Consider the following 25,247-nt stretch of genomic DNA (forward strand, 5'->3'; position numbering starts at 1 on the left):
AAAACAACCGTATCATAGATTAAAGCGTAGAAGAAAAAGTTGAAAAAGGGGCAATTTAAAAAAATTTAAATTTGCTCAGAGAAAGAATCTTGCATAAAAAAGATAGTTTTCGTTCAGACACTACTTATGCCGGAATGGCTAGCTTAAACAAAGGGATAAGAGAATATTTATATGGACATTGACAACATACAGCAATTACTGGAAAATTATAAAAAAGATAAAATACCCTTAAACGATGTTCTTGATAAAATAAGAGAACTTCCTTACAAGGACATTGGCTTTGCGAAGATAGACATTCACCGGAAAATTCGTTGTGGTTATCCTGAAGTAATCTTTTGCATGGGGAAAACGCCTGAACAGGTGGTAAAGATTGTAGAGCATATTGTCGAAAGCGGACAAGACATGCTGGCAACGAGGGCAAGTGCAGAGGTTTATTACGCTGTCTCCGAAAAATTCCCTGAAGCTGTGTACCATGAACAGGCAAAGACAATTACCCTGCGCAAAACGCATGAAAATACAAACGAAGGACTCATCATGGTCGTTTCCGCCGGCACCTCTGATATTCCGGTGGCGGAAGAAGCAAGAATTACTGCAGAATTTATGGGCAATAGAGTGGAAACGTTATATGACGTCGGCGTTGCGGGCATTCACCGGCTAATGAAAAACCACGGAGAGTTGCTAAAGGCCAACGTTATCATTGTCGTTGCAGGAATGGAAGGCGCCCTTGCAAGCGTAGTGGGAGGGCTTGTAGATTGCCCTGTCATTGGTGTTCCCACAAGTATTGGCTATGGAGCAAGTTTCAATGGCATCGCCCCTCTTTTATCAATGTTGAACAGTTGTGCCTCCGGTGTTGCAGTGGTAAATATTGATAATGGTTTTGGCGCTGCATGTGTCGCCTCGCTGATTAACAGCAAAAGGAAAGAGTAATGATATTAAGGACTTGGAATTTTCTATTATACCGCGTAGCAGTCGGCAGATTGCAGATTGATGACTGCAGAAATATATGATGCAACAGATTAACAGTATACTAAAAATACCTCCCAGAAAACCTGACAGTCACAAAGGGGACTTTGGCCGGGTGCTAGTCATTGCCGGTTCTTATGGTATGACGGGGGCGGCATGCCTGTGCAGCGAAGCGGCATTACGCTCCGGCGCAGGTCTTGTAACTCTGGGGATACCTGAAAGCCTGCATGGAATTGTCGCGACGAAGTTAACCTGCGTTATGACTCATCCGCTGCCTGAAACCCATTTGAAAACCCTTTCAGATATGGGAAGGCAGGATATCCTTGACTTTTCACAACGTTTTGATGTAGTTGCCATTGGACCAGGGTTATCGCAGTGTGTGGAAACAAAAAGGCTCGTGCTGTGGCTGCTGCAAAATATTGAACGACCTATCGTACTGGACGCTGACGGTATTAATGCCCTTGCCGAAGATACGGCAACCCTGGATAAAATAAAACAGCACGTTATACTTACCCCGCATCCCCAAGAGATGGCACGCCTTTTAAAGGTATATACCACCAAAGAAATACAATCAAAACGCAAAGAAATTGCCGAAAAATTCATAAACTCAAGAGACAAGGTGACGCTGGTTTTAAAAGGCAACAACACTATTGTTATGAATAACGAAAAATATTATGTCAATACCACCGGTAATCCGGGAATGGCTACCGCCGGTTCTGGAGATATATTAACCGGCATGATAGCCGCGTTGCTCGGACAAAACTTTCCGCCTTTTGAAGCGGCGCAACTGGGAGTGTATTTACACGGTACTGCTGGAGATTATGCAAAACAGGCAGTGGGTGAAATATCTATGACCGCTACGGATATTCTGGATAATTTGCCAAAAGCATTTTTAAATCACATACAAAACAAATGAACGCACTACGGTTATTCATAATATCAATCTTTGTACAATGGTGTGTGCCCGGATTTATCTATGCCGAACATTCAACTCAAATTACAGGTAACACCATCAGAGACAGGGTAAAAGATGCGCTGCACTATACACAACACAGCGTGGATATATGTATCTATGATTTTGCCTCATTGGACATTGAAGAATCTTTAGTAAACGCAAAAACAAGGGGTGTTCGTATAAGAGTCGCTGTCATCATGCACGGGAAGGACATCTCAAAAGGCCTGTTGCCAACGGCATTAATACAAAAGGGATTTGATGTTCGCGTGATAAAATCGCCAAACAAAAACCACGGCAACAGCATACACCAGGATTTTGTTATACTTGACGACAGGATATTGATTACAGGCGTTTACAATTGGATGGCATACCGGAACAGAAACATTCACGATTATGTTTCCTTCCACTACAATAAAGAGAAAGCACTTAGCTATAAAAACACGTTTTACACATTATTTACGGAAGGAGATAATGCGGCAAATTTCATTGTCCGGAAAGAACAGGAGGAAGCAAACATCCTTCCCATTTCCCTCCCCTCTTCATTAACAAAAGATGGCGAAAGTCTCACCCAAAAAAATTCCGGCCATGATGGAAAAACAAAAATCTCCGTTACACCACCAACTGAAATGGAGAACGGCCTGACTCAAAAAAAATATATAGATGTCTCCTTCGGGGAATTAAACAAATTATTTGGTAAAGAAAGCGCCCTCTCAGGTGCTGAAAAAAAGGCGCAATGGAAAGAATACAATGGCAGGTACATTCGATGGAATGGCACGGTTGTGCATAAAGGAGCAGGGCGTGTAGATTGGAACCGTGTTGGAATCAGCCATCAAGGTGACGAAGAAAAGGCAGATGTTGTTGTAGTTTTTCATTGGAAGATGTATCAGAAAGTTATGAATATTTCACAGGGAGATACCATTACCTACACGGGAAAACTCATTTCCCGTCCGCGCCTTAATTCTCAGTTCCGCATACAGGACGGGATAATAGAATAAATAAAGGGCGAGGAACAACAGCACACGGCGGGTATTTAGCATATTAGCAGTAATTTATTTGCATTTTTCGTCAAAATATTTAATGGCGAAATCCGAAACAAATGCTAATTACAAAATGATTTAAAATTCTAAACGCGTTTCATGTTGTTGCCTGCATGTGAGTGAGTGAGTGAGTGAGTGAGTGAGTGAGTGATCGCATGCAGACGGGGATGTTTTGTATTTGTTTTGAATTTTATGCTTTGTGATTCGAATTTGTTTCGGATTTCGGATTTTTTATCTCGCAATTGTTTGGTTCTGGCTATGCCAGCTTAGCTGGAATTTGCTATATCCGCACCCCTACTTTTTTAAACTCTTTCTCGCTATACAAAATAACACAATCGTTTAACCCTGTCTGTTTCTTTATCGCCGCGATTACGGCTTCACATTCTTCATCGGTATACCCATGTATCATAGTGAAAACATTATATTCCCAATCTGAATACGTAGGGCGTTCATAACAGTGGGTTACCTCTTCGAATTTTGCCATAATCTTACCTACCTCATCCACCCGTTCGTCAGAAACCTTCCACACGCACATGGCATTTGCATTGATGCCTATCTTGCGATGGGCAATTGACGCCGCAAGCCTTCGGATCTTTCCAGTTTCCAAAAGATTTTTCAGCCGTTGGATTACCTCTTCTTCTGATATCCCTATGGCAATGCCAATATCCTTATATGGCGTCTTCGTAACCGGCAGGCCTTCCTGGGTATATTTTATGAGTTTAAGGTCTATATCTTCTTTTTTATCTTCCATAATTATTAATAAATTTTAAATTTAACCCCTATCTTGAATTTCTTTGTTGTAGGCAGACTTCTTACAACCAGCCCTGTACGATACTCTATTTCCTTTAGATTGCTGCGCAATTCTTCGTCATCTTTGGCGGACATGGTAAACCACATATTGTATGGTATATCTTTGTTTTTTCCGTTGCGGAGATAATTATGAGATACGCCGGTATATCCATTGATAATTTCACTTACTTCTTCAATCCGTTCCTCAGGAACCTTTATTGCCGCTAGCGTTGCTTCCCTTCCCATTGCCTGGGTGTTTATTATTGGGGCGAGGCGTCTGACAAATTTATTGTCAATCATGTATTTAATTCGTTCAATAATCGTGTCTTCATCAATGCCCAGCTCTTTGCTCAATGCCTCAAAGGGCCTTGATACCAGCGGCAAATTTGACTGCAATCGATGAAGAATCTTTCTGTCGGTATCGCACAATATCATATCTTGTTTTTTATCTCCTCTATTCCCTTTTGTTCCACCAGTACTCTAAACCGGTGTTCTTCCTTATTTGAAATAATCATTTCTGCACACACTTCCAATGCCTTTAGCACCGTAGATTCATCTGTATTCGGGAACAGCTCCAGGGCAAACCTGGGGTGGCGACCGAGTTTTCCGCCAATCATTACACGGAATTTGACTTCCGATGCCTTTATCGTGCCAACAGGACACACCTTTGCGCAAATACCGCATTCTACACATTTTTCCTTATCAATGGTTACCTGTGCATCCTTCACCGTTATGGCATCTTCGCGGCATGCTTCCACGCATTTCATGCATTCAATGCATTCGCATTCGGCGTCAACAAAAACTGGTTCAACCGCATGAACTCCAAAATCTTTAATTTGCGGCATAGAGCAACTGTTGGGACAGCCGGCTACCGCAAGTTTCATGGTGTGGTGAGGCAATATTCTGCCCTCAATTTTTTCTATTAATCTGTCAGTGAAATGCAATTCCTTTAACTTCTCGCGGAGTTTATCCGCTAAAATTTCGGAATCTTTAATAAGAAATGGACAGTTAACCTCCGCTCCTCTGCAGGCTTTTGCCTGATATAAGACAGGGTTGCCCTGTGCGTCAAAGTATTTTTGATATTTCCTGAGTACGGAGAGTTTGCCGGTTTCGGTTTCTTTGTTTACTGTTTGAGGGGGGAGATTTTGGTTGAAGGCAAAAGCTTCTCTGGCCGCAATAACTTCAACTGAGGTAATCAGGTTTTTTCCCTGTTCACGGGCGAGCGACTCCACCCTGTCACGCACTTTTTTATGTACAAATGGAGGCACTTTCTCCAGTAACAGCGTTGCTGATTCATCCCACTCCAACGATAACTCCTTAAAAGAAAATTGCCACAACAAAATTGAGTCAAATTTCAGAATTTAATAGCGAAAAACCCTTTTCCTTACATTAATGCTTAAAAGTATATGGGCAAAAAACGGCATTGTCAAATTTAAATTTTATTGTCAATACAGCATTCTCTACCCTTAACCATCTTATGGCTTGACATTGAACACCCTGTGACTTATCATGCAAGTTAAACCAGACAAGCACGAAGCACGAAATACGAAACAAATTTGAATAACAAAGCATAAAATTCAAAACAAATCCAAAACATACAACAAAATATGAAACACGAAATAAGAAAGAGGCATTTGTTTAGAATTTCAAAGCATTTTGTCATTAGAAGTTGTTTTCGGATTTTACCATTAAATATTTTGCCAAAAAATACAAAAAAATTACTGACGGAGGCATACTTCATGGATGATCAGGTTTTTCAGAACAGGTTGTTAAAACTATTGGAAGAAATTAAACAACTGACCGAATTAAAAGGGTTAACCATGTATAGTGAAATGGGAGAAAAATGTGAAGATCTCCTGAAATCATTTAAGATGTTACAGGAAACCCTTGACACATTGCGATTAAACATAAAATATCTGCAATTTGACCTGGAAACTACGAAAAAGGAAAATATCGCATTACGGAAAAAACTGGAAGAGCGGGAAAGTTAGTTAATTTAAAACGTATGGTGCATATATTTGGAGGAACGAGTCAATGGAAAATCTTAATCTTTCCTATTTATCTGCTGAAATTAAAAAAAATGTAGAATCGTTCTTTCTCGATATTCTATCGCATCACAAAGAAAATATCGTTTCTATATACCTCACCGGCAGCGCCATAACAAAAGATTTTGATGTAAAACATTCCGATATCAACACATTAATTGTCGTTAAGGAGATCAAGGTCACCTTTTTCGACTTTATTGCTTCTTTGGGGAAGCAATATGGCAAAAAAAAGCTACATGCGCCTCTTGTAATGACAAAAAATTATATCGAAAGGTCTTTAGCCGAATTTCCATTAGAGTTTTTAGATATGAAGAACAACAATCAGCTTGCTTACGGAGAAGATATCCTGAAAAATATAACGATTGAGAAAAAAGATATCAGGCTTCAATGCGAGCGCGAGTTGAAAAGCAGACTTCAGCAAATTTGTCAGGGATTTATAAGGGCTATGGGTAATAAGACGGTGCTAAGGGATTTGTTCAAAGGCGCCATTTCCGGCTACTTTCCTATTTTTTGCGGCATCCTCTTTTTGTACGGTCAAAAAATCCCTAAAGAAAAGAATGCGATTCTCTCTGCAATAAGGGATTGCTGTAATATCAAAATTGACCCATTTACCAAATTGCTTGCGATAAAGGCGAAGGACTTGAATCCTTCCGCTGAGGAACTGAAAGAAATTTTTGAAGAATTGTACTGTGAAATTGATGCCCTTGCCGGGAAAATTGATGAATTTAAGGTGGAAAATGTATAAAAAACATTCTCTCTCTACACATATCTGTTTTTTTCTGCTTATTTTTTTCTTTTCCGCTGTTTCGTACGGACAAGATTTACCCGTGCCCAAACGATATGTGGAAGACAAGGCAAATATCATCGAAGCCCGGATAGAAAACAAGCTGAACGGATATTTGCAGGAACTGGAACAAAAAACGGGTGCGCAAATGGTGGTTCTTACGGTGGATACCACCGACAATATACCTATTGAGATGTATACTATCAACCTTGCTACTAAGTGGAAATTGGGACAGGAAGGGAAAGATAACGGGGCGCTTATCGTCGTGGCAAAAAATGACCGGGCATACAGATTTGAAATAGGATACGGTCTTGAGGGTATATTGCCTGACAGCTTTTGTGGTACTCTCGGGAGGACATTTTTTGTTCCTAATTTTAAAAAGGAGCTGTTTGGCGAAGGCATTTTTCTGGCCACATTGGTAATGGTGGATAAAATTGCCGAAGAAAAAGGCGTCAAAATAACTGGCATGCCTGACATGACAAAAATACGCAGGGCAGCAGAAAGGCGCAGGAGCCCACTGTCGTCGTTGTTATTAATATTTTTCATATTACCCTTCTTGTTTGGCGGCGGTATACTTCGGCGGAGGATGATGTTCTCACCGTATTATTGGGGCGGTTCCGGCGGTTCAAGGGGTTTTGGATCGGGGGGTTCCGGTGGTTTCGGAGGCTTTGGCGGCGGGATGGGCGGTTCGTTTGGCGGGGGCGGCGCCTCCGGCAGGTGGTAAGGGACCTGGATTTTTCTATTATACCGTAGTGCTCGGCAATCGGCAGTCCGATTGTAGGCAGTCGGCAAATTGCAGATTGAGGACTGAGGATTGAGGACTGAGGACTGAGAACTGAGAACTGAGCAAAGTAATGATAATTACTGGCATATTAAATTCTTCTATGTCCCTAAAACAGTACTAAATTAACTTTACAATATATTATTCGAAGGCGGTTATGAGAAAGATATTACCTGTCATTGCTGTTTTGGTTTTTGTAGGAATCATTGCTGTTTCCTGGTATGTCAAAGGATACAATAAGGTGGTAAAACTGAATGAAAACGTCAAGAACTCATGGTCACAAGTGGATACACAGCTTAAGCGAAGGTATGACCTCATTCCTAATCTGGTAGAAACCGTAAAAGGTTATGCATCGCACGAAAGAGAAGTTTTTGAAAAACTTGCGGAGGCCCGCAGGGGATATTTTAGCGCAGGAACAATTGCGGATAAGGCAAAGGCTGCAACACAGATCGAAGGTTTTCTTTCCCGCCTGCTTGCATTCAGAGAAGCATACCCGGATCTCAAGGCAAATGAATCATTTCTTAAGCTACAGGATACATTGGAAGGTTCTGAAAACCGGATTTCCGTAGAGCGTAAACGCTATAACGATTCAGTAAAAGAACTTAACACCTATATAAAAAGTTTTTTTGGCAGATTCTTTGCCGCACGTGTTGGTGTAACAGAGGCAAGTTATTTTGAAGTATCAGAGGCAGAGAAGGAAGTGCCTAAAGTAAAATTTTAGGGAAAACAACCATATCGTCAGGAATATCGGATTAAATGTTCATTGAGAAGCCAGACATACAAGCATGCAAAAAAATAAAAATGCCGGTGCTATAACATCATATAGGGGTCGACATCAACGAGCGACTGGACGCCTTTTGTTGGTTTCAACGTATCGGCAACGCATAGCAATGCATCATGGATGCGCTGGTGGTCTTTTGCTTTTAGCAGAAGATGCCATCGGAACAGATTATTAATTTTCATTACCGGGGCGGGCGACGGCCCCAGTATTTGCAGTTGATTATTGCTTTCTTTTGCGATTTCTTTCAGTTTACCGGCAATCACCGATGCCTTTTCCTCTGTGTTTTTTTCCGATGCGCCCCGAAAGATAATCCTTGCCATCCTGCCAAACGGGGGATAGTTCAATGGCCTTCTATATTCCAATTCCTTTTTTGCAAAACCTTCATAGTCATGGGCTGCTGCGTAGGTAATGCTGTAATGTCTTGGATTAAAGGACTGCACTATCACGCGTCCCCCCTTTTGCCCTCTTCCCGTACGTCCCGCAACCTGAGATATTAACTGGAAGGTCCTTTCGCCTGCACGAAAATCCGGAAGATTCAGCATGGTATCCGCAGAAATTACGCCAACCAGGGTAACATTGGGGAAGTCCAGACCCTTTGCAATCATTTGTGTGCCGAGTAATATCTGGAATTCTCCTTCTCCGAATGCCTTTAATGCCTTTTCATGGGAGCCGTGTGATCGCATGGAATCGCTGTCCATCCGGAGAATGTTATATCCGGGAAATTTTTTAGCAATCACCTCTTCTATTTTTTCAGTGCCAAAACCACGGTAATTAATATAATTTGCCATACAATCCGGACATGATTCCGGGGGGATTGCCTCCGCATGACAGTAATGGCACAGTACGATGTTTAACTTTTTGTGAAAGGTAAGGGGGATATCACACCGGTGGCATTTTAATACAAATCCGCACCTCTTACAATGAATGTAAGGGGTAAAACCCCTGCGGTTTAAAAATAAAATTACCTGCTCCCTCCGGGACAATGCCTGTTTCATATAATATTCAAGCCGTTGTGATACAACATGGTATCCCCTTTTCTTACGTACTTCTTCAAGCATATCCACGATTTCAACCTGCGGAAGTTGAAGGGTTCCGATCCTTTTGGAAAGGACTATCTTTGTATAATTCCCCTTTTCCGCCTCATAATAGCTTTCCAGCGACGGAGTAGCGGTGCCCAATATAACCATTGCATTTTCGTAGGTTGCCCTGAGAATGGCTATATCACGCGCATTATACCTGGGGCTGTTTTCCTGTTTATACGTATTCTCGTGTTCTTCATCAAGAATGATCAACCCCACGTCCTTCAGCGGAGCAAAAATAGATGACCTGGCGCCGACAACAACGTCCACCCTGCCCTCCTTTATATCTTTCCACTGTGCGTGGTGAAAGGCGCCTTGTAAATGACTGTGCAATACCGCCACGTTATTGAATCTTTCCTTTATCCTCTGAATACTTTGAGAGGTAAGCGATATCTCCGGGACAAGAAACAGGGCTTTTTTCCCCTGTTCCAATAGTTTGGCTATTGTCTGAAGATACAGCTCCGTTTTCCCGCTGCCGGTTATGCCATGAAGCAGGATGATTCCCTGAGACGGTTCCGACAGTTTCTCTTTGATTAAGGTAAAGGCGGCCTGCTGTTCTTCGGAAAGCGCTAAATGTTCCCTGGATGCCCCGCCGCCCTTCAAGGCATTTACGGCGTCTGCCTGCCGTTCTTCCAATCGCAGGAGGTTTTCCCGCTCCAACTGCCTGAGCATTGACATATTGCCGCCGGTAGCCTTCATCAGGTCTTTTGCGCGTATTTCTGTATTTTGCGCCTGGTTAAAAAGGAATTCCAGCACCCTCGCCTGTTTTATCGCGCGTTTTTTTGATTGCAAAATCGTTTCTTTTTCAAAAGCGGTAAGGGGTTTGCCACAGGTAACAAAAATGTCAATCTTTTCCTTAGCGCCGCGCCTGACGACCGGCGGTATCACCGCATGTATCGCCTCTCCCCATCCGCAGCAATAGTAGGAAGAAAGCCATTTTGTAATCCTGAGCATAGTCTCGTCCGCCAGAGGAAACGCATCCAGTATCCCCATGAGATCTTTGGTCTTATATACGGAAGGTATGGTGGTAAGGCCTACGCAAAAACCTGTAATTACCTTATTGCCAAAAGGCGCTTTTACACGCATACCAGGCGTGAGGAGTTCCCTTAAATCCGGAGGCACGCTGTAGTGAAACAGCTTGTTTAACGGAATATTGAAAACCACTTCCGCAAATAATTGCTGTAGCGTCTGGCCGGTTGGCGTATCTTGAAGTTTTGATGATTTATCTGCAATGCTCATCGCTGATGAAAGAGAGTTTTATTGTTAACTAATTATATCACTGACAAGCAAGGCTTGTCAGTGCCGCCCCTTATGGAATAATTGCCTTGTATCAAGTTGATACATCACAAATTGTGAACCTCTCTAGTATATTGAGCATTTCGGATTTCACAATTAAATATTTTGCCAAGAAATACAAAGAAATTACCGATAAGGTACTAAATTGTTATGAATTATTTAAAATTAATTTACTTGCCATGGGTACAATGGTATAGTTTTAGCGTTTATGAAAAGTCACGCAAAATGGTGCTTCTATCATTCACTGTAAGGGGTGACACGGACAAACAAGTTTGTCCGTGTCACCCCTTACAGTGAATTTTATTGCTCATCTTTCGGCAACAGTATTTGTTTGGCTATAATAGTTTACGTTCTATTTTTAGTATTTGCAGGAAGGTTTTTATAAATGTCCAAATTAAGAAAATGCAAGATTACGAATGGAGTCTTTTGGGTAGAAATACCCGAAGCCGGTGTTTATATCTTGTGTGGTTGCCCGGCGGATGCCGTAAAACATTTAAAAAAACAGGGGTTTATCCAAAACAGAATAGTAGGGGAAGATAAGTATGAATCGGGGCCTAATGCTATTTTATTGTCAGACTTGTTAGTACAAAATGGAAGATTTGCAAATCTTGCAGAATTTCCCGTAATGCAGATGCTCTACCGCCAGGGAATGATGTTGCCCAATCACCCCAATAATACAAATGCCAAACCAATGCTTATTGGGTCAGAGGACCAAGTAGAGGCTCAAATGCAATATATATATAGAGGCAATTACGGTTTGGTATCTGAAGAAGAATTAATAAACGCAGGTATGTCTCCTGACGAGGCAAAGGAATTAATGAATGTAAAGTTAAAATTTGCCTATGGAAAAATCCATAAAACTAAAGATCTTCTCGACGCCGTAATAGTGAAAAACGAGCCTACGGAAATTCGAAATGGCGTGTTTATCAGACATTTACGCCTGAATGTCTTTGAATTGCAGTACCAAGGCGAGTTTATTACGGTTGACCTGAATCTTGCCCGCCACGAAAACTACAGCGCCCCCTATTCACTTGGGTTTCACAACATAAAGAGGGAGTATTTTGCGATAATTCACTCCGGGCAGGGCGATGGATGGGATATCAAACGCCCTGCTATGTCAAGCATTATAATGTTTCAGGGGAAAGTATATCTGATTGACGCAGAACCGAATATTGCCAATAGTCTTATAGCATTAGGAATTAATGTTAACGAGATTGAAGGCATCTTCCATACCCACGCCCACGATGACCATTTTGCCGGACTTACTACATTAATGCGGGCGGATCACCGTGTCAAGTATTTTGCTACTCCATTGGTGCGTGTCTCTGTCGCGAAAAAACTCTCCGCGTTGGTTTCCATTGAAGAGAAAAATTTTTCCGATTACTTTGAAGTCAACGATCTTGAGTTTAACGTCTGGAATAATATTGACGGCTTAGAGGTATACCCTATGATTTCCCCCCACCCCGTGGAAAACAACATATTCATTTTTCGCGCTTTATGTGAAGATGGCTATAAAACCTATGCACACTATGCTGATACCGTAGATCTTGATGCGTTAAACGGCATGATTTCAGAGGACAACGCAGGCTCCGGGATTTCCAAAAAGTTTTATGACCGGGTAGAAAAAGAATATTTACAAGAAGTCACCTTAAAAAAAATTGATATCGGGGGCGGATTGATTCATGGGAAAGCAGAAGATTTCCGGGAGGATACATCGGAAAAGATTATATTATCGCATACCTCTTCGGAATTGACCAGTCAGCAGAAAGAAATCGGCTCAGGCGCCCCTTTTGGAATGGTTGACGTATTAATTCCCACCCATCAGGAGTATGCCCGCCAATATGCCTTTCAACATCTGAAATCGTACTTCCCCTCCGTGCCTCTTTATCAGGTAAGAATCCTGTTAAACAACCCGGTAATTTCGTTTAATCCGGAAACGATCATGCTAAAGGGAGGAACCATCCCGGATGATATTTTTTTAATTTTAACCGGAAACGTAGAACACATACAAGCCGGCACGGGAAGACAGGGCATATTGTCTGCGGGCGCTTTGATTGGTGAAATGTCAGCTCTGAACAATGCCCCTTCGGCAGATACGTATCGTGCGGCAAGTTTTGTGCAGGCATTAAGACTGCCCCACTCATTGTATATCGGGTTTGTAAAGAAGAATGAACTGTATGGCAGGATTGAGAAAATACAGGAAAAAAGAAAATTCCTGCAAAAGACATGGCTTCTTGGTTATTCCATATCATATCTAAGGCAGGTTATGCTTACGCGCGCAATGAGTTTCCACCACTATCCCGAAGGAGAAATCTTTTTGGATAAAAACTGCTCCGATCTTTATGTTGTTAAGATGGGAAAGTTGCAAATCTATATCGGAAAGGACGTATTGGAAACCCTGGAAGAAGGCGATTTCTTCGGTGAAGAAGGCATGCTTTTCGGTATGCCCAGCCTGTTTAAGATTCGCGCAACGGAACCGGTTGAGATTTGTAAAATATCAGGCAACGAACTCAGGGATATCCCGGTAATACGATGGAAACTTTTCGAAACATTTAAAAAAAGAAGAAAACATCTGTTAGACCCAACCCTCAACAGCCTACCTATTTTCTACTGGAGAAATGAGTATTGCATCAATATACAAAAAATCGATTACCACCACAAACAGCTGCTGGCAAAGGCAAATAAACTTTGCGAAGCAATCGATTCAAAAAAAGAAACTCCCATTTTAGACGCATCAATAAGTTTTTTAATTGATTTCGTTTTATATCATTTTGCCGAGGAAGAAAACTTATTAAGAGAACACTACTATAATGATTATGAATCCCATCGAATGAAACATCAGAGGCTGATAGAAGATATAATGAAAATAAAAAAGCAAATCAGTAATGAAGACATGGAGATGAATATGGAGGCGCTGGATTTGTTTAAAGATTGGATTATTGACCATATCCTTACTGAAGACAGAAAGTATGGCCCCTATTTGAATGCAAAGGGTGTCTTTTAAGGAAAACCAGAGGAGGTGGAATTGCCCGTACCCCACCCCACTGGCTCACAAAATCAGAGGATTATTCGGAAATGCTCCCTAAAAGATTATCGGTGTATATTTCATTGTGCGGTTATTCGATTGTAAAGGCAACCTTCGTAATCCCCCCCGCAGTTACTTCAATTGATATATCTTTTGCTTCAGGATATTTTCCCCACAAGACTCTTTTTGGCGCCGTCCAAAGTTTTAAAGTATATTTACCTTCCGGCACATTGTTTATTGTAAAAAAGCCTTCATCGTCTACCCTGGAAAAATACGGATTCTGCAATACTACAATATAAGCCAACATATCACTATGCACGTTACATCGCATTGTTGCCACTCCTGTTTTGTTAAAAGTAAAAGATCGTGTTTCCCCCTTAAACCATGAGCCAAGATTCATATTATCTGCAACATCATCAGAAGAATAGATATTGTGCCGTACATCGTCGCTGTTCAGGAAATCTACCGTTGTACCTTTTAATAAAGGAAGGACATGGGGGATAAATGTGATATTTTTTTGGTCCATAACGGCATGTTCAACGGGAGTGTCGTACGTTTCAGATGTCTTTTCTATATAAGCAATAGCATGTTTTCTATATTTTGCCTTTTTTGCTACTACGGTGCCATGTATCTCTCCCGTCTTTTTTTCTCCAGCGTCTGTATTCATTACAAAACATAACGCACTGATAAAAACCGAAAGGTGTATGAGGAATTTTATCCTGCCGGAATTGAAGCTTATTTTTATAGCCATTTAAGTAAATTTCTCCTTGCTAAATAGAATTGCCATGAAAATATGTGTTGTTTTAAATGATTGATAATAATGTCGACACAAAAGAACTTACCGACACAACAGAAAGACGCATGCAATGCGTCTCTACATTAACATTAACAACATAATAAAGTCGCTGCCAAAGGCAGCCTGATTTAAAAGAGGGTAAAACGTTGTTCTAAAATACTCTCCCACAATTGCGGTATCAGGTGGAGATGTTTCTTTGCAATATTTGTGCATATGTCTTCCTGGGACTCTCTGGTAATGGAGGAATGTATTTTTATGTGCACAATTTGCGGTTCGGTAATAGGTTTTCCTATCTGGCTCACCAGATAGCATTCTGCATTGTGAATATCCGCATTCTGGGTAAGTTCCCTGGATATTTCATGCGCGGCTATATTGTATAATTTTCCTGTATGGGTAACAGGGTTTTTCCCCGCAGTCGCTTCCATCGTCATAGGACGATAGGGGGTAATAAGGCCGTTTACCCTGTTTCCCCTTCCTACCTGTCCGTCGTCTCCGCACTCCGCGCTTGTACCTGTAACGGTCAGGTAGTAAATATTCCTCTCTGCATCATCTGCGGCGTTGATGACACTGGTGATTCTTTTTGAGGTATGTTTTTTAATAAATGCATCGATGTATTCTGCGAGAAGACGTTTGATTTTGAGGTATTCTTCTTTTGATGAAATGAATCGGGCTACAAAGGCAATGGCAATAGTAAGATTTATTTGATCGTTTAATCTGATCCCCATAATTTTAATATCTTCGCCGACCATGGGGTAATTGCGTTTTGTTTCTGCAGAATTGAGAAATTGTTCGGTGGAATACACAATGGATTCCAGTTCCGTCATTGGTGAAAACCCTACGCCAACCGAAGTATCGTTTGCCGAAAGCTGCGTACTATCATAGGTTGCCCGTAAATCTGCGCTTCCTGTTCTTGTCTGCATATCAATGACAACATTCTTCTCCGGTTCCAGGAATCGCATGCGATTCCTTAGCCACGCATAAATGGTTTCTTTTGCAATTTCTTCCAGTGGTATTTTGCTATTTCCGGCATATTCAGTGGCGCGGCCTGCCATAATTAATTTCATAGGAACGGTTACCCTGCCGCCTCCGAAAGAGACTTCAGCGCATCCGCCCACCAGAAGACATTTATCGACATTATGGTGCAGGATTCTTCCAAAATGCTCCAAATAGTATTTTGAAAAGGCCTTGCTTAACTCTTCTGCTGCGCCGTCGCAAAGTGTGTCAGGATGTCCTATGCCCTTACGTTCCACAATCTCTACCGAAGATTTGCCGACGGGCGTTTCCCGTGTTTGTTCTATTATTATTTCCATAAAAAGCCTCGGTCTACAGTCTGCAATCTGCAATTTGCCGACTGCCGATTGTGCCTTATTCCCCATTAATAAAGGGGGGCAAGAGGGGTTGTTTACCTCTCACTCTGATTCAGGCAACGGCGGTACTTAAAGAATAAGAAATTGAAATACATTATGCGGGGATTACAAATTCATGTTCCGGGTGCTTGATTGTTAAAACGGGACATGGCGCCTTCCTCACCACTCTTTCAGCCGTGCTGCCCATAAGGGCATGGGAAATCCCTGTACGCCCGTGTGTTGCAATGGTGATAAGATCGATGTTCTGTTTTTTGGCAACTTTTATAATTTCCACATATGGCGTGCCACGAACAATGATATTATTTACCTCTATTTGTTCCAGAAACCTTTTTGGGATTAAGTGATGCATCTTCTTTTTTGCTTTTCCTTCCATATCTTCATATACCTTTAAAATGGGATACATTACCCCGCCTGCGCTAATGGAGACATTCATTCTTGGAACAACATAGAGGATATGCAGTTTTGCCTTAAAGAGCGTGGCAAGGGATAAGGCATATTGTAAAGCGTGTTTAGCGCATGGAGAAAAATCGGTTGGGAAGAGAATATTTTTGACAATAATCATGCTATCGGCCCCTCAGTATAAAGTTATTTTACCGGATTATTACAAAGCGCTTGCCATGCAATCAACGCGTCCATGCAACACGCATGAATTTTGCATTTTCATGTTTTTTATAATCTACTTCTCCATTGTAAGCCTTGTGCAGAATCGAGCCGATACGTTGTGCAAGTTTTGCTGAGGTAGTAAAGATTTCAATTTCCCCGCCTTTTTCATCAATCTTCATGATTCTTTTTAGCGGATTAAACTTCTTCGACCGGTCATCCTCGTTTTTAATGAGGTTCAGAATTTCCTGTTTGTGTTGTTGCAAAAATTCTCCCTTCAAAGTAACAATACCGCTGGGCACGTTTTCCTTTGTTTTTTTACATGCAGGGCATTCTACCCAGTTAATATCCTTCAGGGATTTTTTTTGTTCATAAAGATTGGCGTCCAGAAACCATTTTTTATTGTGATAAATCGCATTGCAATCTTTACATATAGAGTAATCAATGAACCCTTTTTTGGGCAAATACGGGTCGTTTTCTGCATGTATTTTGTCACGGGCAAATTTGCCTACATCTTTTGGTATTTTCATACTAGGCATTCCTCCTTTCGCGCATCTGAAAAAACGTCGTACAGATTTCCTTTTGTCAGAAAGCGCAAAAAAACAAGGGTCTTGTTTGAGCGTATACTCCTGTCATGGTTTATCATGCCAAAGAGTTATTGAAAGCCGGGATAGTTATGCAATAACCGTGGTCCAGCATTTAATTCACTTTTATCGGAATCTTTTTCGATTCTTCTTTTTCCTGCTTTGGCAACGTTATTTCCAGAATGCCATTTCTGTATTCCGCCTTTGCCTGCTCATATTTAACGGCGGTAGGTAGTAAAACAGTTCTCACAAAACTTCCGTATCTCCTTTCGATAAAATGATAGTTTTTCCCCTTTTCTTCCTTCTCTCCTTTCTTTTCGCCTCTTATGGTAAGCGCATCGTTTTTAACGGATATGTGGATCTCCTTTGGGTCAACACCGGGTATTTCGGCCTTAACAACAACGGTTTCTCCTGTCTCGGATATGTCAAGAGGGGGCATCCATTCCCGGAAAACATTTTCGCCGATACCTCCAAAGGTATCGAAAAGTTTATTCATTTCTTTTTTGAATGTGTCCATCATTGGCAGATAAGGCCACTTCATCATTTCAGAGGACATGTTCGTGTCTCCTTCTCTAAAAATGTATGGGATAATAAAAATAATTGCTGCTATTACTGGTAAATGCAATAGTTTATATCGGGGAATATATTATTTTTATGTTCTATTTCACAAAGCCATTTTTCATCAATAGCATTTGCCCGGATATCATTATAAAGTTTATTGAATTGAAAGAGGTGTTCTTTTGTTCGTTTTACGGCGTATTCTACCATGGTTCCGGCTTTCATGATAAACGCCCAGTCACTGCTTTGTGCCAATAAAAGTTCCCGTGCGGCCTGGTTCAAGGCCCGCTGTTGTATGGAATATTTATCGGTGCGGGGGTATGTTCTTGCCAGCGCAACCATACGATCTGCCGCTATGTGAAGATGGCGGTAAATCCAGTCATTTTTATCATTCAGCCAGTATTCGCTGTAACCTTTATATCCCCAACTGGAGGCGGAAGGGACGGCGCATTGGTTTTCAGGATATCTGTCAAGATATTCCAAAGGGGTAATCAGCGAAATCGTCTGCTGGTCAAACGCAATCTTTCTGAAAAGAAAATCAATCCAGAGCGGGCCTTCAAACCACCAGTGACCAAAGAGTTCAGCGTCGTACGGGGCAATGATAATCGGTGTTCTATCCATCAGGGAATCCAGATATTCTGCTTGTTTTTCCCGGTTAAACATAAAATTCCCGGCGTGTTCCGCAGCCTTGTTCCGCGCCATTTCTATTGAATAAGGCTCTTTGTGATTTGTTTTTCCGGTAATGCGGTAATATTTTATCCCAACATTCGAACGTTTTCCATCGCCATGGAGATACGGCTTTACATAGTCATAATCAAGGTCAAAGCCGATATCCCTGTAAAATTCTCGATAATAAAAGTCGCCTGGATATCCTTCTTTGGAACTCCAAACCTGCTTGGAAGATTCTATGTCTCTCCCTAAAACAGCAACTCCTGACGGGCATACTATGGGGGCATAGATACCGTATTTTGGCCGTGGCGAGGCAAAGAGGAGTCCGTGTGCCTCGGCTATGAAAAACCTGATACCTTCTTCTTTAAGAAGCTGGTCAATGCCGGGTTCGTAAGCACATTCGGGAAGCCATATTCCACGCGGTTTTCTGCCAAAATGTTTTTCATAATGATTCATGGCAACGTGTATCTGCGCCCGCATCGCATTTACATTATTATTCATAAGAGGAAGGAAGCTATGCGTAGCACAGGAGGTAATAATTTCCATTTTTCCGGCATCCTGGAATTTTTTAAACGCAGTAATAATGTTTCTCTGGTATTTTTCCGCAAACACATATCTTGCATCGTGGAAATGATTATAGTACATCCTTGCAATTTGATTAAATTCGGATTGATTATTTGTCCGTTTAATCTCTTTTTCCGCAAGTTCGAGTCGTTTTTCTATGTACCGGAGGCAACGCTGCTGCAGAAGTTCATCGGTAAGCATTGAAATAAGTGGAGGAGTCAGAGTCATTGTAATACGAAAATCAATGTGTTCATTTATCAGGTTATCAAACACATTAATCAGCGGGATATATGTTTCGGCCACTGCCTCAAAGAGCCAATCTTCTTCAAGGTATGCATCAAATTCCGGATGGCGGACATAGGGCAAATGGGCATGCAATATTAAGGATAGATAGCCTTTTTTCATATATCTTTTTCAGAATGAGAACTAATCAGCAAGTTTCACTGGATGATAAAATGTGTGAAAAGAATCTTTGCCACTTCGCAGAGGCGCTTTCAGGGACATGTGAAGCTGCATCAATGCCCATAGAAGCATACACCTTTTCATAAGGCGCTTCAATTTCAACCCGCTGATCTTCTGTTATATCAGAAGGGCACATACCTGGTGTTGTTATGGTATTTGACCTTGTCAGCATATGGAAGGTTCCGTCTGAGGTTAAAAAGCCTATGTCTGCACAGAATGACCTGTTTGGTTCCTCTAAATGAATATACCAGTCTTTGGCTCCCTGCACTAAGACACTATCAAAATACTTATTGGCATTATTGCCGTCAAAAAGAATGTTTGTCACATCATACACTCTCAGGACGAGGCTTGCGTCATACGCCAACGTAGAAAGGTTTTTCAGGAAGTTGTCTATTTTGGCCTGCTGTAGTTCCCAATAGCAGAAAAGGCATAATGGGTCTCTCTGCATGATTACGATTCGATTTTCCCCGTAGCTATCCGGAAGATCGGGAATTGCGGATGGGGGAGAGACCACCATTTCTTTTACCGGAGGCTCTTTCGTCTCTGTTTCAGTTATGCCAGGCCATTCATCTTCCCCTGTAACCCCCCATTCCACTACCGCTTCTTTTTTCTCTTGAGGTATTTCTTCATAACCAAAAAACCGAATCCAAAGTATTTTTAAAACGTATTTTATTTTTTCCCACAAGATCTCTGTCAGCGCTTTAAAAATCTCCAGGATTAAGAGGAAGATTTCTTTCATAACGTCTTTGTCCATAGTTTCAAAAAATCATAAATTCTGAAAATGCATCCACAGGCAAGCATATTCATAAGTAGTTGTATAATAGTATTTTACAGTCACATATTGAAATTGATTATACTGTAAACAACAAGGAATAGTCAATGAAATTCATTAACGCAGTTATAATGTTATATTCAAAATGCTTGCTGTCTTTGCAATGATCACATCGGGATTAAAGGGTTTTGTCATATAAATATCTGCGCCTGAATCGTCACCCCTTTTTTTGTCATATTCCTGCCCTTTTGCAGTAAGCAGAATGATATAGACGCCCTTCAGTGCAGAGTTGTTTTTTACCGCATTGCATACATCATAGCCATTCATTTCCGGCATCATTACGTCAAGATAGACAATATCGGGCGTCTCTTTTTTTATTAATTCCAACGCTTGTTTGCCATTTCCGGCAGTGATAATTTCCACTCCTTTCTCTTCAAATTCTTCAAGCGTTTGTTCCAGCAACAGTCTTATATGTGGCTCATCATCTACAATTAATACCTTTGGCATACTACTCCCCCCCCCTTTGTTATCTAATAAATTACGTTAAAGATATCTATTGGTTTTTCTTTGCCTTTTACGGTGATTTTGCCAAATTTTTCAAATTCAAATATGTTTTTGGTTGCATGATATACATTATGCTCCACCAATATTTGTCCGCCTTTTGCAAGGGATTGCAGCCTGTCTGCGATATTTACTTCATCACCTATTGCTGTATAGTCCATATGCCGGGGAGAGCCTATATTGCCAACCACCACTTCTCCGGCAGTTATGCCGATGCCGGTAGTAAAATTATCCCGTATCCAACTACTGCCCGTTTTTTTAATGCATTGCTGCATTTTAATAGCAGATTTAATTGCCTGCGTTTCATTATTATCGCAATGAAAAGGAGCGCCGAAGAAGGCAACAATCATGTCGCCTACAAATTTGTTTACTGTGCCCTGATGTTCAAATATTATTTCCACCATATGTGAAAAATACTCATTGAGATATGTTACAATTTTTTCAGGTGCAAGCTTCTCGCATACAGTGGAAAAATTTCTAATGTCGGAAAACAGAATGGATATTTTCTTTTTTGATGGGTTTAGTGAATTTCCCCCGGAATCTTCCAGGATGGAGCTTACAATCTGGGGCGAAACATAACGTTGTAAATGCGCCTTAATATTTTCCGTCTTCATTCTGTTTTCATATAAAATGGCATTCTCAATGGAAGACGCCGCCTGGGACGCAAAAATACTGAGCAGCTTCAGGTCTCTGGCGCTATAAGGGTAAGGGGAGCGGCTGCTGAGGTTCATTACGCCTAAAATCCTGTCCTTAAGCCTGAGCGGGGCGCATAGTAAGGAAGAAACAGCATTGTGTCCATTCACAAATCTCGGGTCAGAAGCAACGTCATTCACTATCTCTGCGACGCCGGTAACGGCCACATTCCCGGCAATGCCTTCGCCTGATTGCAATATGGTCTTTGGGATATATTCCTCTCCATACGCCGACAGTATTTCAAGTGTATTATTGTCGTTCAACAGCATCAGGGAAGCGTTTGTTGCGTTTATTAACTGCCTTGCCTCGTCAATAATCAACTGCGCAACGTCCTTAACTTCAGTGCATGCGGCTATTTTATCTGCGATGTCGTAAAGGAGGTTTATTTCCCTGTATTTGTCAAGCATATCGCTGGCAAGGGATTTTTTTTCAAACTCTTTATTTGCCAGATATGAAAGCAGTTCTGAAAATACGTGAGCCGGTTGGTCCCCTTTTACCCAGCCTATGGCAATGTCGTTGAGCTTTATAGGATAGGTGTTGTTTGTACTTATGACGTCATTATGGGTTTGTACGTTTACGTCTGGTTGATCACAAAAGGAGGCAATGGTTTTCCCTTCTTTGCCTTGAATTTCTATTGGGTTTCCCAATACGTTTATTAAGTCTTTCAAAAGACTGAACAAATCTTTTTTGGAAACCAGTTTTTCAAGATTGATTTGGGACATTGTTACTGTTAATAAAAGGGGGGGTATTTTACCTGTAGTTATTTATAAAAAACATATATGCGGCGAAGCAAAACCTCAACCAAAAAGATTTTAAACACAAAACGCATAGAGTATTAACAGGGTAATGGAGAAACACGAATAAAAACTTACAAAAAACTAAACCAATACGGAATTCTTAGTTTTATTGAGTTTTTTCAAAAAACTGAAATGTTGCCTTTTTACAATCTTTACGCGTAAATAAACACGGCTCGTTAGTCTATAATTTTTCCGCAGACGTGCCATTCTTATAACAGGAAACAAGATTTTGTCAATAAGCAATTTGACAGTTCCCCGCACCTGAGATGGCGAAAACCCGCCAGTGTAGCCACCTGTTTGCACAACAAGGCGTGGAACATATGCAAAACGGCAATTTTGAGCCAAGTCAAGGAGAAGATTGCGGTGACTGGAAACGAATCATGAACCCATTTCGAGGAACTCAACATCGGTTTCGAAACCGATGTTGAGTTTGTAGTTACTGAAGAAAAGCGCCAGGGATTATTCCCAATTTTTTGTAATCGTTCAAGGGGTCAGGACGAAACAACCCTGACAGGGTTAACACTACTGTAACGTTTCCTTAAAACATGGCGGAAGTCCCAATCACATAAAAGGCACACGTGAATATCTTTTTCAAAAAACTAAACTAATACAATAAATCTATTTTTCAGAAAGCCATTTTGTTGCCAAACTTTCTAAAATCATATTTGTTTGGCTATAAAACACCCTATGAAGTTCATTTTGTAGTTTATTATGAGAAAGAATAAACTAGGGGGCTACGTGAGAAGAAAAATTGCGGAGAGCGCAGAAGGGTAACACCAGTCTTCGCCCTACGGCATCCCTTAGTTACCCTTCTGCATACTGTTATCGATGGATTAATGCATCTAAATATTAAGAATAAATGGCCTCGATAAATCCATCTACTTTAGGTGTCGCATGGAACTTAGCAGGCTACATTTAATTTTCTGAAAACACCATATCATCATAGGCTACTTCTAATTTATGTTTATGCTTTAGTTCTTCCTGTGCCAGAATTCTGCACATTTTTTTCATCTCCATGCTATCGGTTGATTGAGACATACTAACATAAAAATTATATGACTTTTGTTCCTTCTTCATGGCAATAATCAATACATCCTGAAAATCTTTGATTTCAGAGACGTCCTTGTCTACCAGGAATTCTGAGATATGCAAATCCTGTGTTTCGCCAGGTTTGAAACTCATCACTTTGGACGTATCAAAATTTAGCAACATCTCCTTGTGCTTTACCTCTTCTGCCGCAAGTTCTTTTAACCAGACCTTCGCTGCTGGGTCTGTAACATGCTTTAAGGCATCCAAATAAAACTTCTGCGATTTGTCTTCATGCATTACAGCTTTTTCAATGAGTTCTTTTACATTCATTATTGCAATCCCTCCCTACCGTTAAAAGTTATAACATGGATTTTTTATTTAAACGTATCAAGTTAGTTTTTTATTTTGCCTAACGCCTTCAATTCGGCAAGTTTATGTTCGGCAGCAATAGCCGCTGTAACGCCGTCACCCACCGAAGTTGCAATTTGCCGGTATGACCATTTTCTCACATCGCCGACAGCATAGACACCCTCTATTTCCGTTTCCATGTGCATGTTTGTTTCAATGTGGCAACCCGTATCAACGCACAACAAATTTCCCAAAAATGAGGTATTCGGCACACTTCCAATAAAAATGAAAATACCCTGACAGGGCAAACTATTTTTCTCCCCTGTAACCACATTTCTTGTAATAATGCCTTCTACACTTTCTTTGCCATGAATTTCTTCTACGGTGGTATTAAAACTGACGTGTATCTTCGGATTGGCGAAAGCATCTTCCTGATAAATCTTTGCGGCTTTGAATGCTTCCCCCCGGTGAATTATTTGAACTGTTTTAACATATTTTGTCAGGAAAATACCTTCCGTCAAAGCGGAATCACCGCCACCAACGACAACTACATCTTTGTCTCGGAAAAATGCCCCGTCACAAGTAGCGCAATAACTGACACCTCTTCCGTAAAACTCATTTTCACCCGGTATATCTAATTTTCTTGGATCGGCTCCGCAGGCAAGAATAACCGCATAACTTGCATACACACCAGTATCTGTGGTTACTACCTTCAGTCCATCTTCTACTGTTAGTTTCAGAACCTCTTCATAGCGGACAATCAATCCAAAGCGCTTCGCCTGTTCTTCCATCCGCTGTGTTAAGTCTACGCCGCTGATTACGTCTGGGAACCCAGGATAATTCTCTATCATATCTGTGCCGGCTAACTGACCGCCGGTAATTTTTCTTTCAAAAACCACCGTCTTTAATAATGCCCGGCAAGTGTAAACCGCCGCTGCAAGTGCTGCAGGCCCGCCACCCACTATTATTACATCGTAATCCCTGTTCACATCCCCTTTAATCCTTTCATGGCATTTAAAACCTGCCAGCCATAAAAATTCAGCGCAAATTGTTTTTTCTCAATATGACATTCCAGGCATTGCTTTGAACCTTTTGTCGCCCAATCACGTGTTAGAAAAGCAGTTTTTGCCTGCAACCCTCGTGACGTCAGTTTCTCTTTCCCCATATGACAAAAATTGCATTCAACCGCCATCGTTTCGGAAAGCTCAAACATATTCCTTGCCTGGTTTTCTTTTTCGGTATAGCGCTTACCGTCTATATGACAATAATCGCAATCTACTCCAAGGGCAACAGAGGCAGCCATCATTTTTTTTGAAATTTCACCATTTTCCGTAAAAACAGTTAACTCTTCATTATGACAATGATCGCATTCTACTCCAAAAAGTTTGGATATCTTTTCCACTTGAGAAAACCTCTCTTCCATGGTTCCTTTAAAATAGGGGTTTGAATATGTTACAGAGGGTCGGCTTGTTTCATCTCTCTTTTCTGTACCAGTTGCAGCGTATTTACAGAACGAAAGTGTCATCAGCATACTAATAACAGCAGCGTAAACCCGAATGTTTTTTTTGAGAAGAAATTTTAGCATAAGAATAAGATGAAAAAAATTACCATTAGTCGAGTTTGTCAAATAAATCCTTGTTCGCACCACATGAAGGGCAGACCCAATCATCTTGTATCGATTCAAAAGAAGTCCCAGGTGCAACCCCGTTATCCGGGTCACCTTTTTCCGGATCATATACGTAGCCGCAAACACTACATTCCCATTTTTCCATTATAAATCCTCCTTTTTTGTAACTATTCAGCGTAATTTATTAAACTACCGGAGATCAGAGCGCAACTCGTTACCAAACCACAGTTTGGGAACACAATTGCACTGGAAACTTTGTTTCCAGTGCGTGTCAGACTTGACGAA

The 25,247-nt window shown here is 41.1% G+C and carries 25 protein-coding genes; 8 read left to right on the forward strand and 17 right to left on the reverse strand.

The genetic code is table 11. The features are described from left to right. Positions 1–171 precede the first annotated feature (171 nt). The 3 genes from larB to QZT26_RS08435 all read left to right on the forward strand — a co-directional run bounded on the left by larB (position 172) and on the right by QZT26_RS08435 (position 2,913). Positions 172–927: a nickel pincer cofactor biosynthesis protein LarB gene (gene larB, locus QZT26_RS08425; RefSeq protein WP_099326008.1), complete on the forward strand. Its 756-nt coding sequence runs from the start codon at positions 172–174 to the stop codon at positions 925–927. Positions 928–1,003: 76 nt separating this feature from the next. Beyond that, a complete protein-coding gene (locus tag QZT26_RS08430) occupies positions 1,004–1,879 on the forward strand; it encodes an NAD(P)H-hydrate dehydratase (protein ID WP_099326007.1) in 876 nt (291 codons plus the stop codon). A gap of 44 nt (positions 1,880–1,923) precedes the next feature. Beyond that, positions 1,924–2,913, forward strand: coding sequence for a phospholipase D-like domain-containing protein (locus tag QZT26_RS08435; RefSeq protein WP_295101612.1), 990 nt, complete (start codon positions 1,924–1,926; stop codon positions 2,911–2,913). A gap of 322 nt (positions 2,914–3,235) precedes the next feature. On the opposite strand, the gene ahbB is transcribed toward QZT26_RS08435, so the two are convergent. Genes ahbB through QZT26_RS08450 form a run of 3 tightly spaced genes read right to left on the reverse strand, consistent with a single transcriptional unit; the run spans position 3,236 to position 5,051 of the window. Continuing rightward, the gene (gene ahbB, locus QZT26_RS08440) at positions 3,236–3,706 is read right to left on the reverse strand and encodes a siroheme decarboxylase subunit beta (RefSeq protein ID WP_099326005.1); all 471 of its coding nucleotides are present in this window, start codon (positions 3,704–3,706) and stop codon (positions 3,236–3,238) included. Positions 3,707–3,711: 5 nt separating this feature from the next. Next, complete coding sequence (locus QZT26_RS08445; RefSeq protein ID WP_295101614.1) at positions 3,712–4,179, reverse strand: AsnC family transcriptional regulator; 468 nt, start codon at positions 4,177–4,179, stop codon at positions 3,712–3,714. Further along, positions 4,176–5,051, reverse strand: a complete 876-nt coding sequence (locus tag QZT26_RS08450) for a 4Fe-4S binding protein (RefSeq protein WP_157820635.1) — start codon at positions 5,049–5,051, stop codon at positions 4,176–4,178. Before QZT26_RS08450 ends, QZT26_RS08445 begins: the two co-directional genes overlap by 4 nt. 432 nt (positions 5,052–5,483) lie before the next feature. On the opposite strand from QZT26_RS08450, the gene QZT26_RS08455 reads away from it, so the two are divergent. The 4 genes from QZT26_RS08455 (at position 5,484) to QZT26_RS08470 (ending at position 8,075) form a co-directional block, all read left to right on the forward strand. Further along, positions 5,484–5,735 (forward strand): hypothetical protein, encoded by a 252-nt coding sequence (locus QZT26_RS08455; RefSeq protein ID WP_295101616.1) that lies wholly within the window; start codon positions 5,484–5,486, stop codon positions 5,733–5,735. A gap of 43 nt (positions 5,736–5,778) precedes the next feature. Next, positions 5,779–6,534 (forward strand): hypothetical protein, encoded by a 756-nt coding sequence (locus QZT26_RS08460; protein ID WP_295101618.1) that lies wholly within the window; start codon positions 5,779–5,781, stop codon positions 6,532–6,534. Beyond that, a complete protein-coding gene (locus QZT26_RS08465; RefSeq protein WP_295101620.1) occupies positions 6,527–7,297 on the forward strand; it encodes a TPM domain-containing protein in 771 nt (256 codons plus the stop codon). The genes QZT26_RS08460 and QZT26_RS08465 overlap by 8 nt, the downstream gene beginning before the upstream one ends. A 214-nt stretch (positions 7,298–7,511) precedes the next feature. Next, positions 7,512–8,075, forward strand: a complete 564-nt coding sequence (locus QZT26_RS08470) for a LemA family protein (protein WP_099325999.1) — start codon at positions 7,512–7,514, stop codon at positions 8,073–8,075. An 89-nt stretch (positions 8,076–8,164) separates the two neighbouring features. Here the strand turns inward: QZT26_RS08470 and priA are convergent, their stop codons facing one another. Continuing rightward, positions 8,165–10,453, reverse strand: coding sequence for a primosomal protein N' (gene priA, locus QZT26_RS08475; protein ID WP_295101623.1), 2,289 nt, complete (start codon positions 10,451–10,453; stop codon positions 8,165–8,167). Between the two features lie 442 nt (positions 10,454–10,895). Here priA and QZT26_RS08480 point away from each other — a divergent pair, with 442 nt between their 5' ends. After that, positions 10,896–13,514, forward strand: a complete 2,619-nt coding sequence (locus QZT26_RS08480) for a bacteriohemerythrin (protein ID WP_099325997.1) — start codon at positions 10,896–10,898, stop codon at positions 13,512–13,514. A 112-nt stretch (positions 13,515–13,626) separates the two neighbouring features. Here QZT26_RS08480 and QZT26_RS08485 read toward each other — a convergent pair whose 3' ends face one another. The 13 genes from QZT26_RS08485 to rd all read right to left on the reverse strand — a co-directional run bounded on the left by QZT26_RS08485 (position 13,627) and on the right by rd (position 25,107). After that, complete coding sequence (locus tag QZT26_RS08485; RefSeq protein ID WP_099325996.1) at positions 13,627–14,286, reverse strand: plastocyanin/azurin family copper-binding protein; 660 nt, start codon at positions 14,284–14,286, stop codon at positions 13,627–13,629. Positions 14,287–14,459: 173 nt separating this feature from the next. Beyond that, positions 14,460–15,641, reverse strand: coding sequence for a methionine adenosyltransferase (locus QZT26_RS08490; RefSeq protein ID WP_295101626.1), 1,182 nt, complete (start codon positions 15,639–15,641; stop codon positions 14,460–14,462). Positions 15,642–15,792: 151 nt separating this feature from the next. After that, on the reverse strand, positions 15,793–16,260 hold the full coding sequence (locus tag QZT26_RS08495; RefSeq protein WP_164995424.1) for a universal stress protein: 468 nt from the start codon (positions 16,258–16,260) through the stop codon (positions 15,793–15,795). A 61-nt stretch (positions 16,261–16,321) separates the two neighbouring features. Further along, the gene (locus QZT26_RS08500; RefSeq protein ID WP_099325994.1) at positions 16,322–16,828 is read right to left on the reverse strand and encodes a BCAM0308 family protein; all 507 of its coding nucleotides are present in this window, start codon (positions 16,826–16,828) and stop codon (positions 16,322–16,324) included. Positions 16,829–16,997: 169 nt separating this feature from the next. Beyond that, entirely contained in the window at positions 16,998–17,438 is a 441-nt protein-coding gene (locus tag QZT26_RS08505) for an Hsp20/alpha crystallin family protein (protein ID WP_099325993.1), read from the reverse strand. A gap of 53 nt (positions 17,439–17,491) precedes the next feature. Then, a complete protein-coding gene (locus QZT26_RS08510; RefSeq protein WP_295101629.1) occupies positions 17,492–19,078 on the reverse strand; it encodes a 1,4-alpha-glucan branching protein domain-containing protein in 1,587 nt (528 codons plus the stop codon). Between the two features lie 25 nt (positions 19,079–19,103). Further along, positions 19,104–19,889: a DUF4912 domain-containing protein gene (locus QZT26_RS08515; protein ID WP_295101631.1), complete on the reverse strand. Its 786-nt coding sequence runs from the start codon at positions 19,887–19,889 to the stop codon at positions 19,104–19,106. Positions 19,890–20,033: 144 nt separating this feature from the next. Further along, positions 20,034–20,414, reverse strand: coding sequence for a response regulator (locus QZT26_RS08520; protein WP_099325990.1), 381 nt, complete (start codon positions 20,412–20,414; stop codon positions 20,034–20,036). A 23-nt stretch (positions 20,415–20,437) separates the two neighbouring features. Beyond that, complete coding sequence (locus QZT26_RS08525; protein WP_099325989.1) at positions 20,438–21,883, reverse strand: adenylate/guanylate cyclase domain-containing protein; 1,446 nt, start codon at positions 21,881–21,883, stop codon at positions 20,438–20,440. 990 nt (positions 21,884–22,873) lie between these two features. Then, the gene (locus tag QZT26_RS08530; protein ID WP_099325988.1) at positions 22,874–23,317 is read right to left on the reverse strand and encodes a ferritin family protein; all 444 of its coding nucleotides are present in this window, start codon (positions 23,315–23,317) and stop codon (positions 22,874–22,876) included. A gap of 62 nt (positions 23,318–23,379) precedes the next feature. After that, positions 23,380–24,324: a thioredoxin-disulfide reductase gene (gene trxB, locus QZT26_RS08535; RefSeq protein WP_099325987.1), complete on the reverse strand. Its 945-nt coding sequence runs from the start codon at positions 24,322–24,324 to the stop codon at positions 23,380–23,382. Beyond that, positions 24,321–24,758: a hypothetical protein gene (locus tag QZT26_RS08540; RefSeq protein ID WP_157820631.1), complete on the reverse strand. Its 438-nt coding sequence runs from the start codon at positions 24,756–24,758 to the stop codon at positions 24,321–24,323. The genes trxB and QZT26_RS08540 overlap by 4 nt, the downstream gene beginning before the upstream one ends. Before the next feature lie 187 nt (positions 24,759–24,945). Beyond that, positions 24,946–25,107 (reverse strand): rubredoxin, encoded by a 162-nt coding sequence (gene rd, locus QZT26_RS08545; RefSeq protein WP_099325985.1) that lies wholly within the window; start codon positions 25,105–25,107, stop codon positions 24,946–24,948. Positions 25,108–25,247: the final 140 nt, after the last annotated feature.

The sequence above is a fragment of the uncultured Candidatus Kuenenia sp. genome, assembly GCF_900696675.1.
GTDB classification, from domain to species: Bacteria; Planctomycetota; Brocadiia; order Brocadiales; family Brocadiaceae; genus Kuenenia; species Kuenenia stuttgartiensis_A.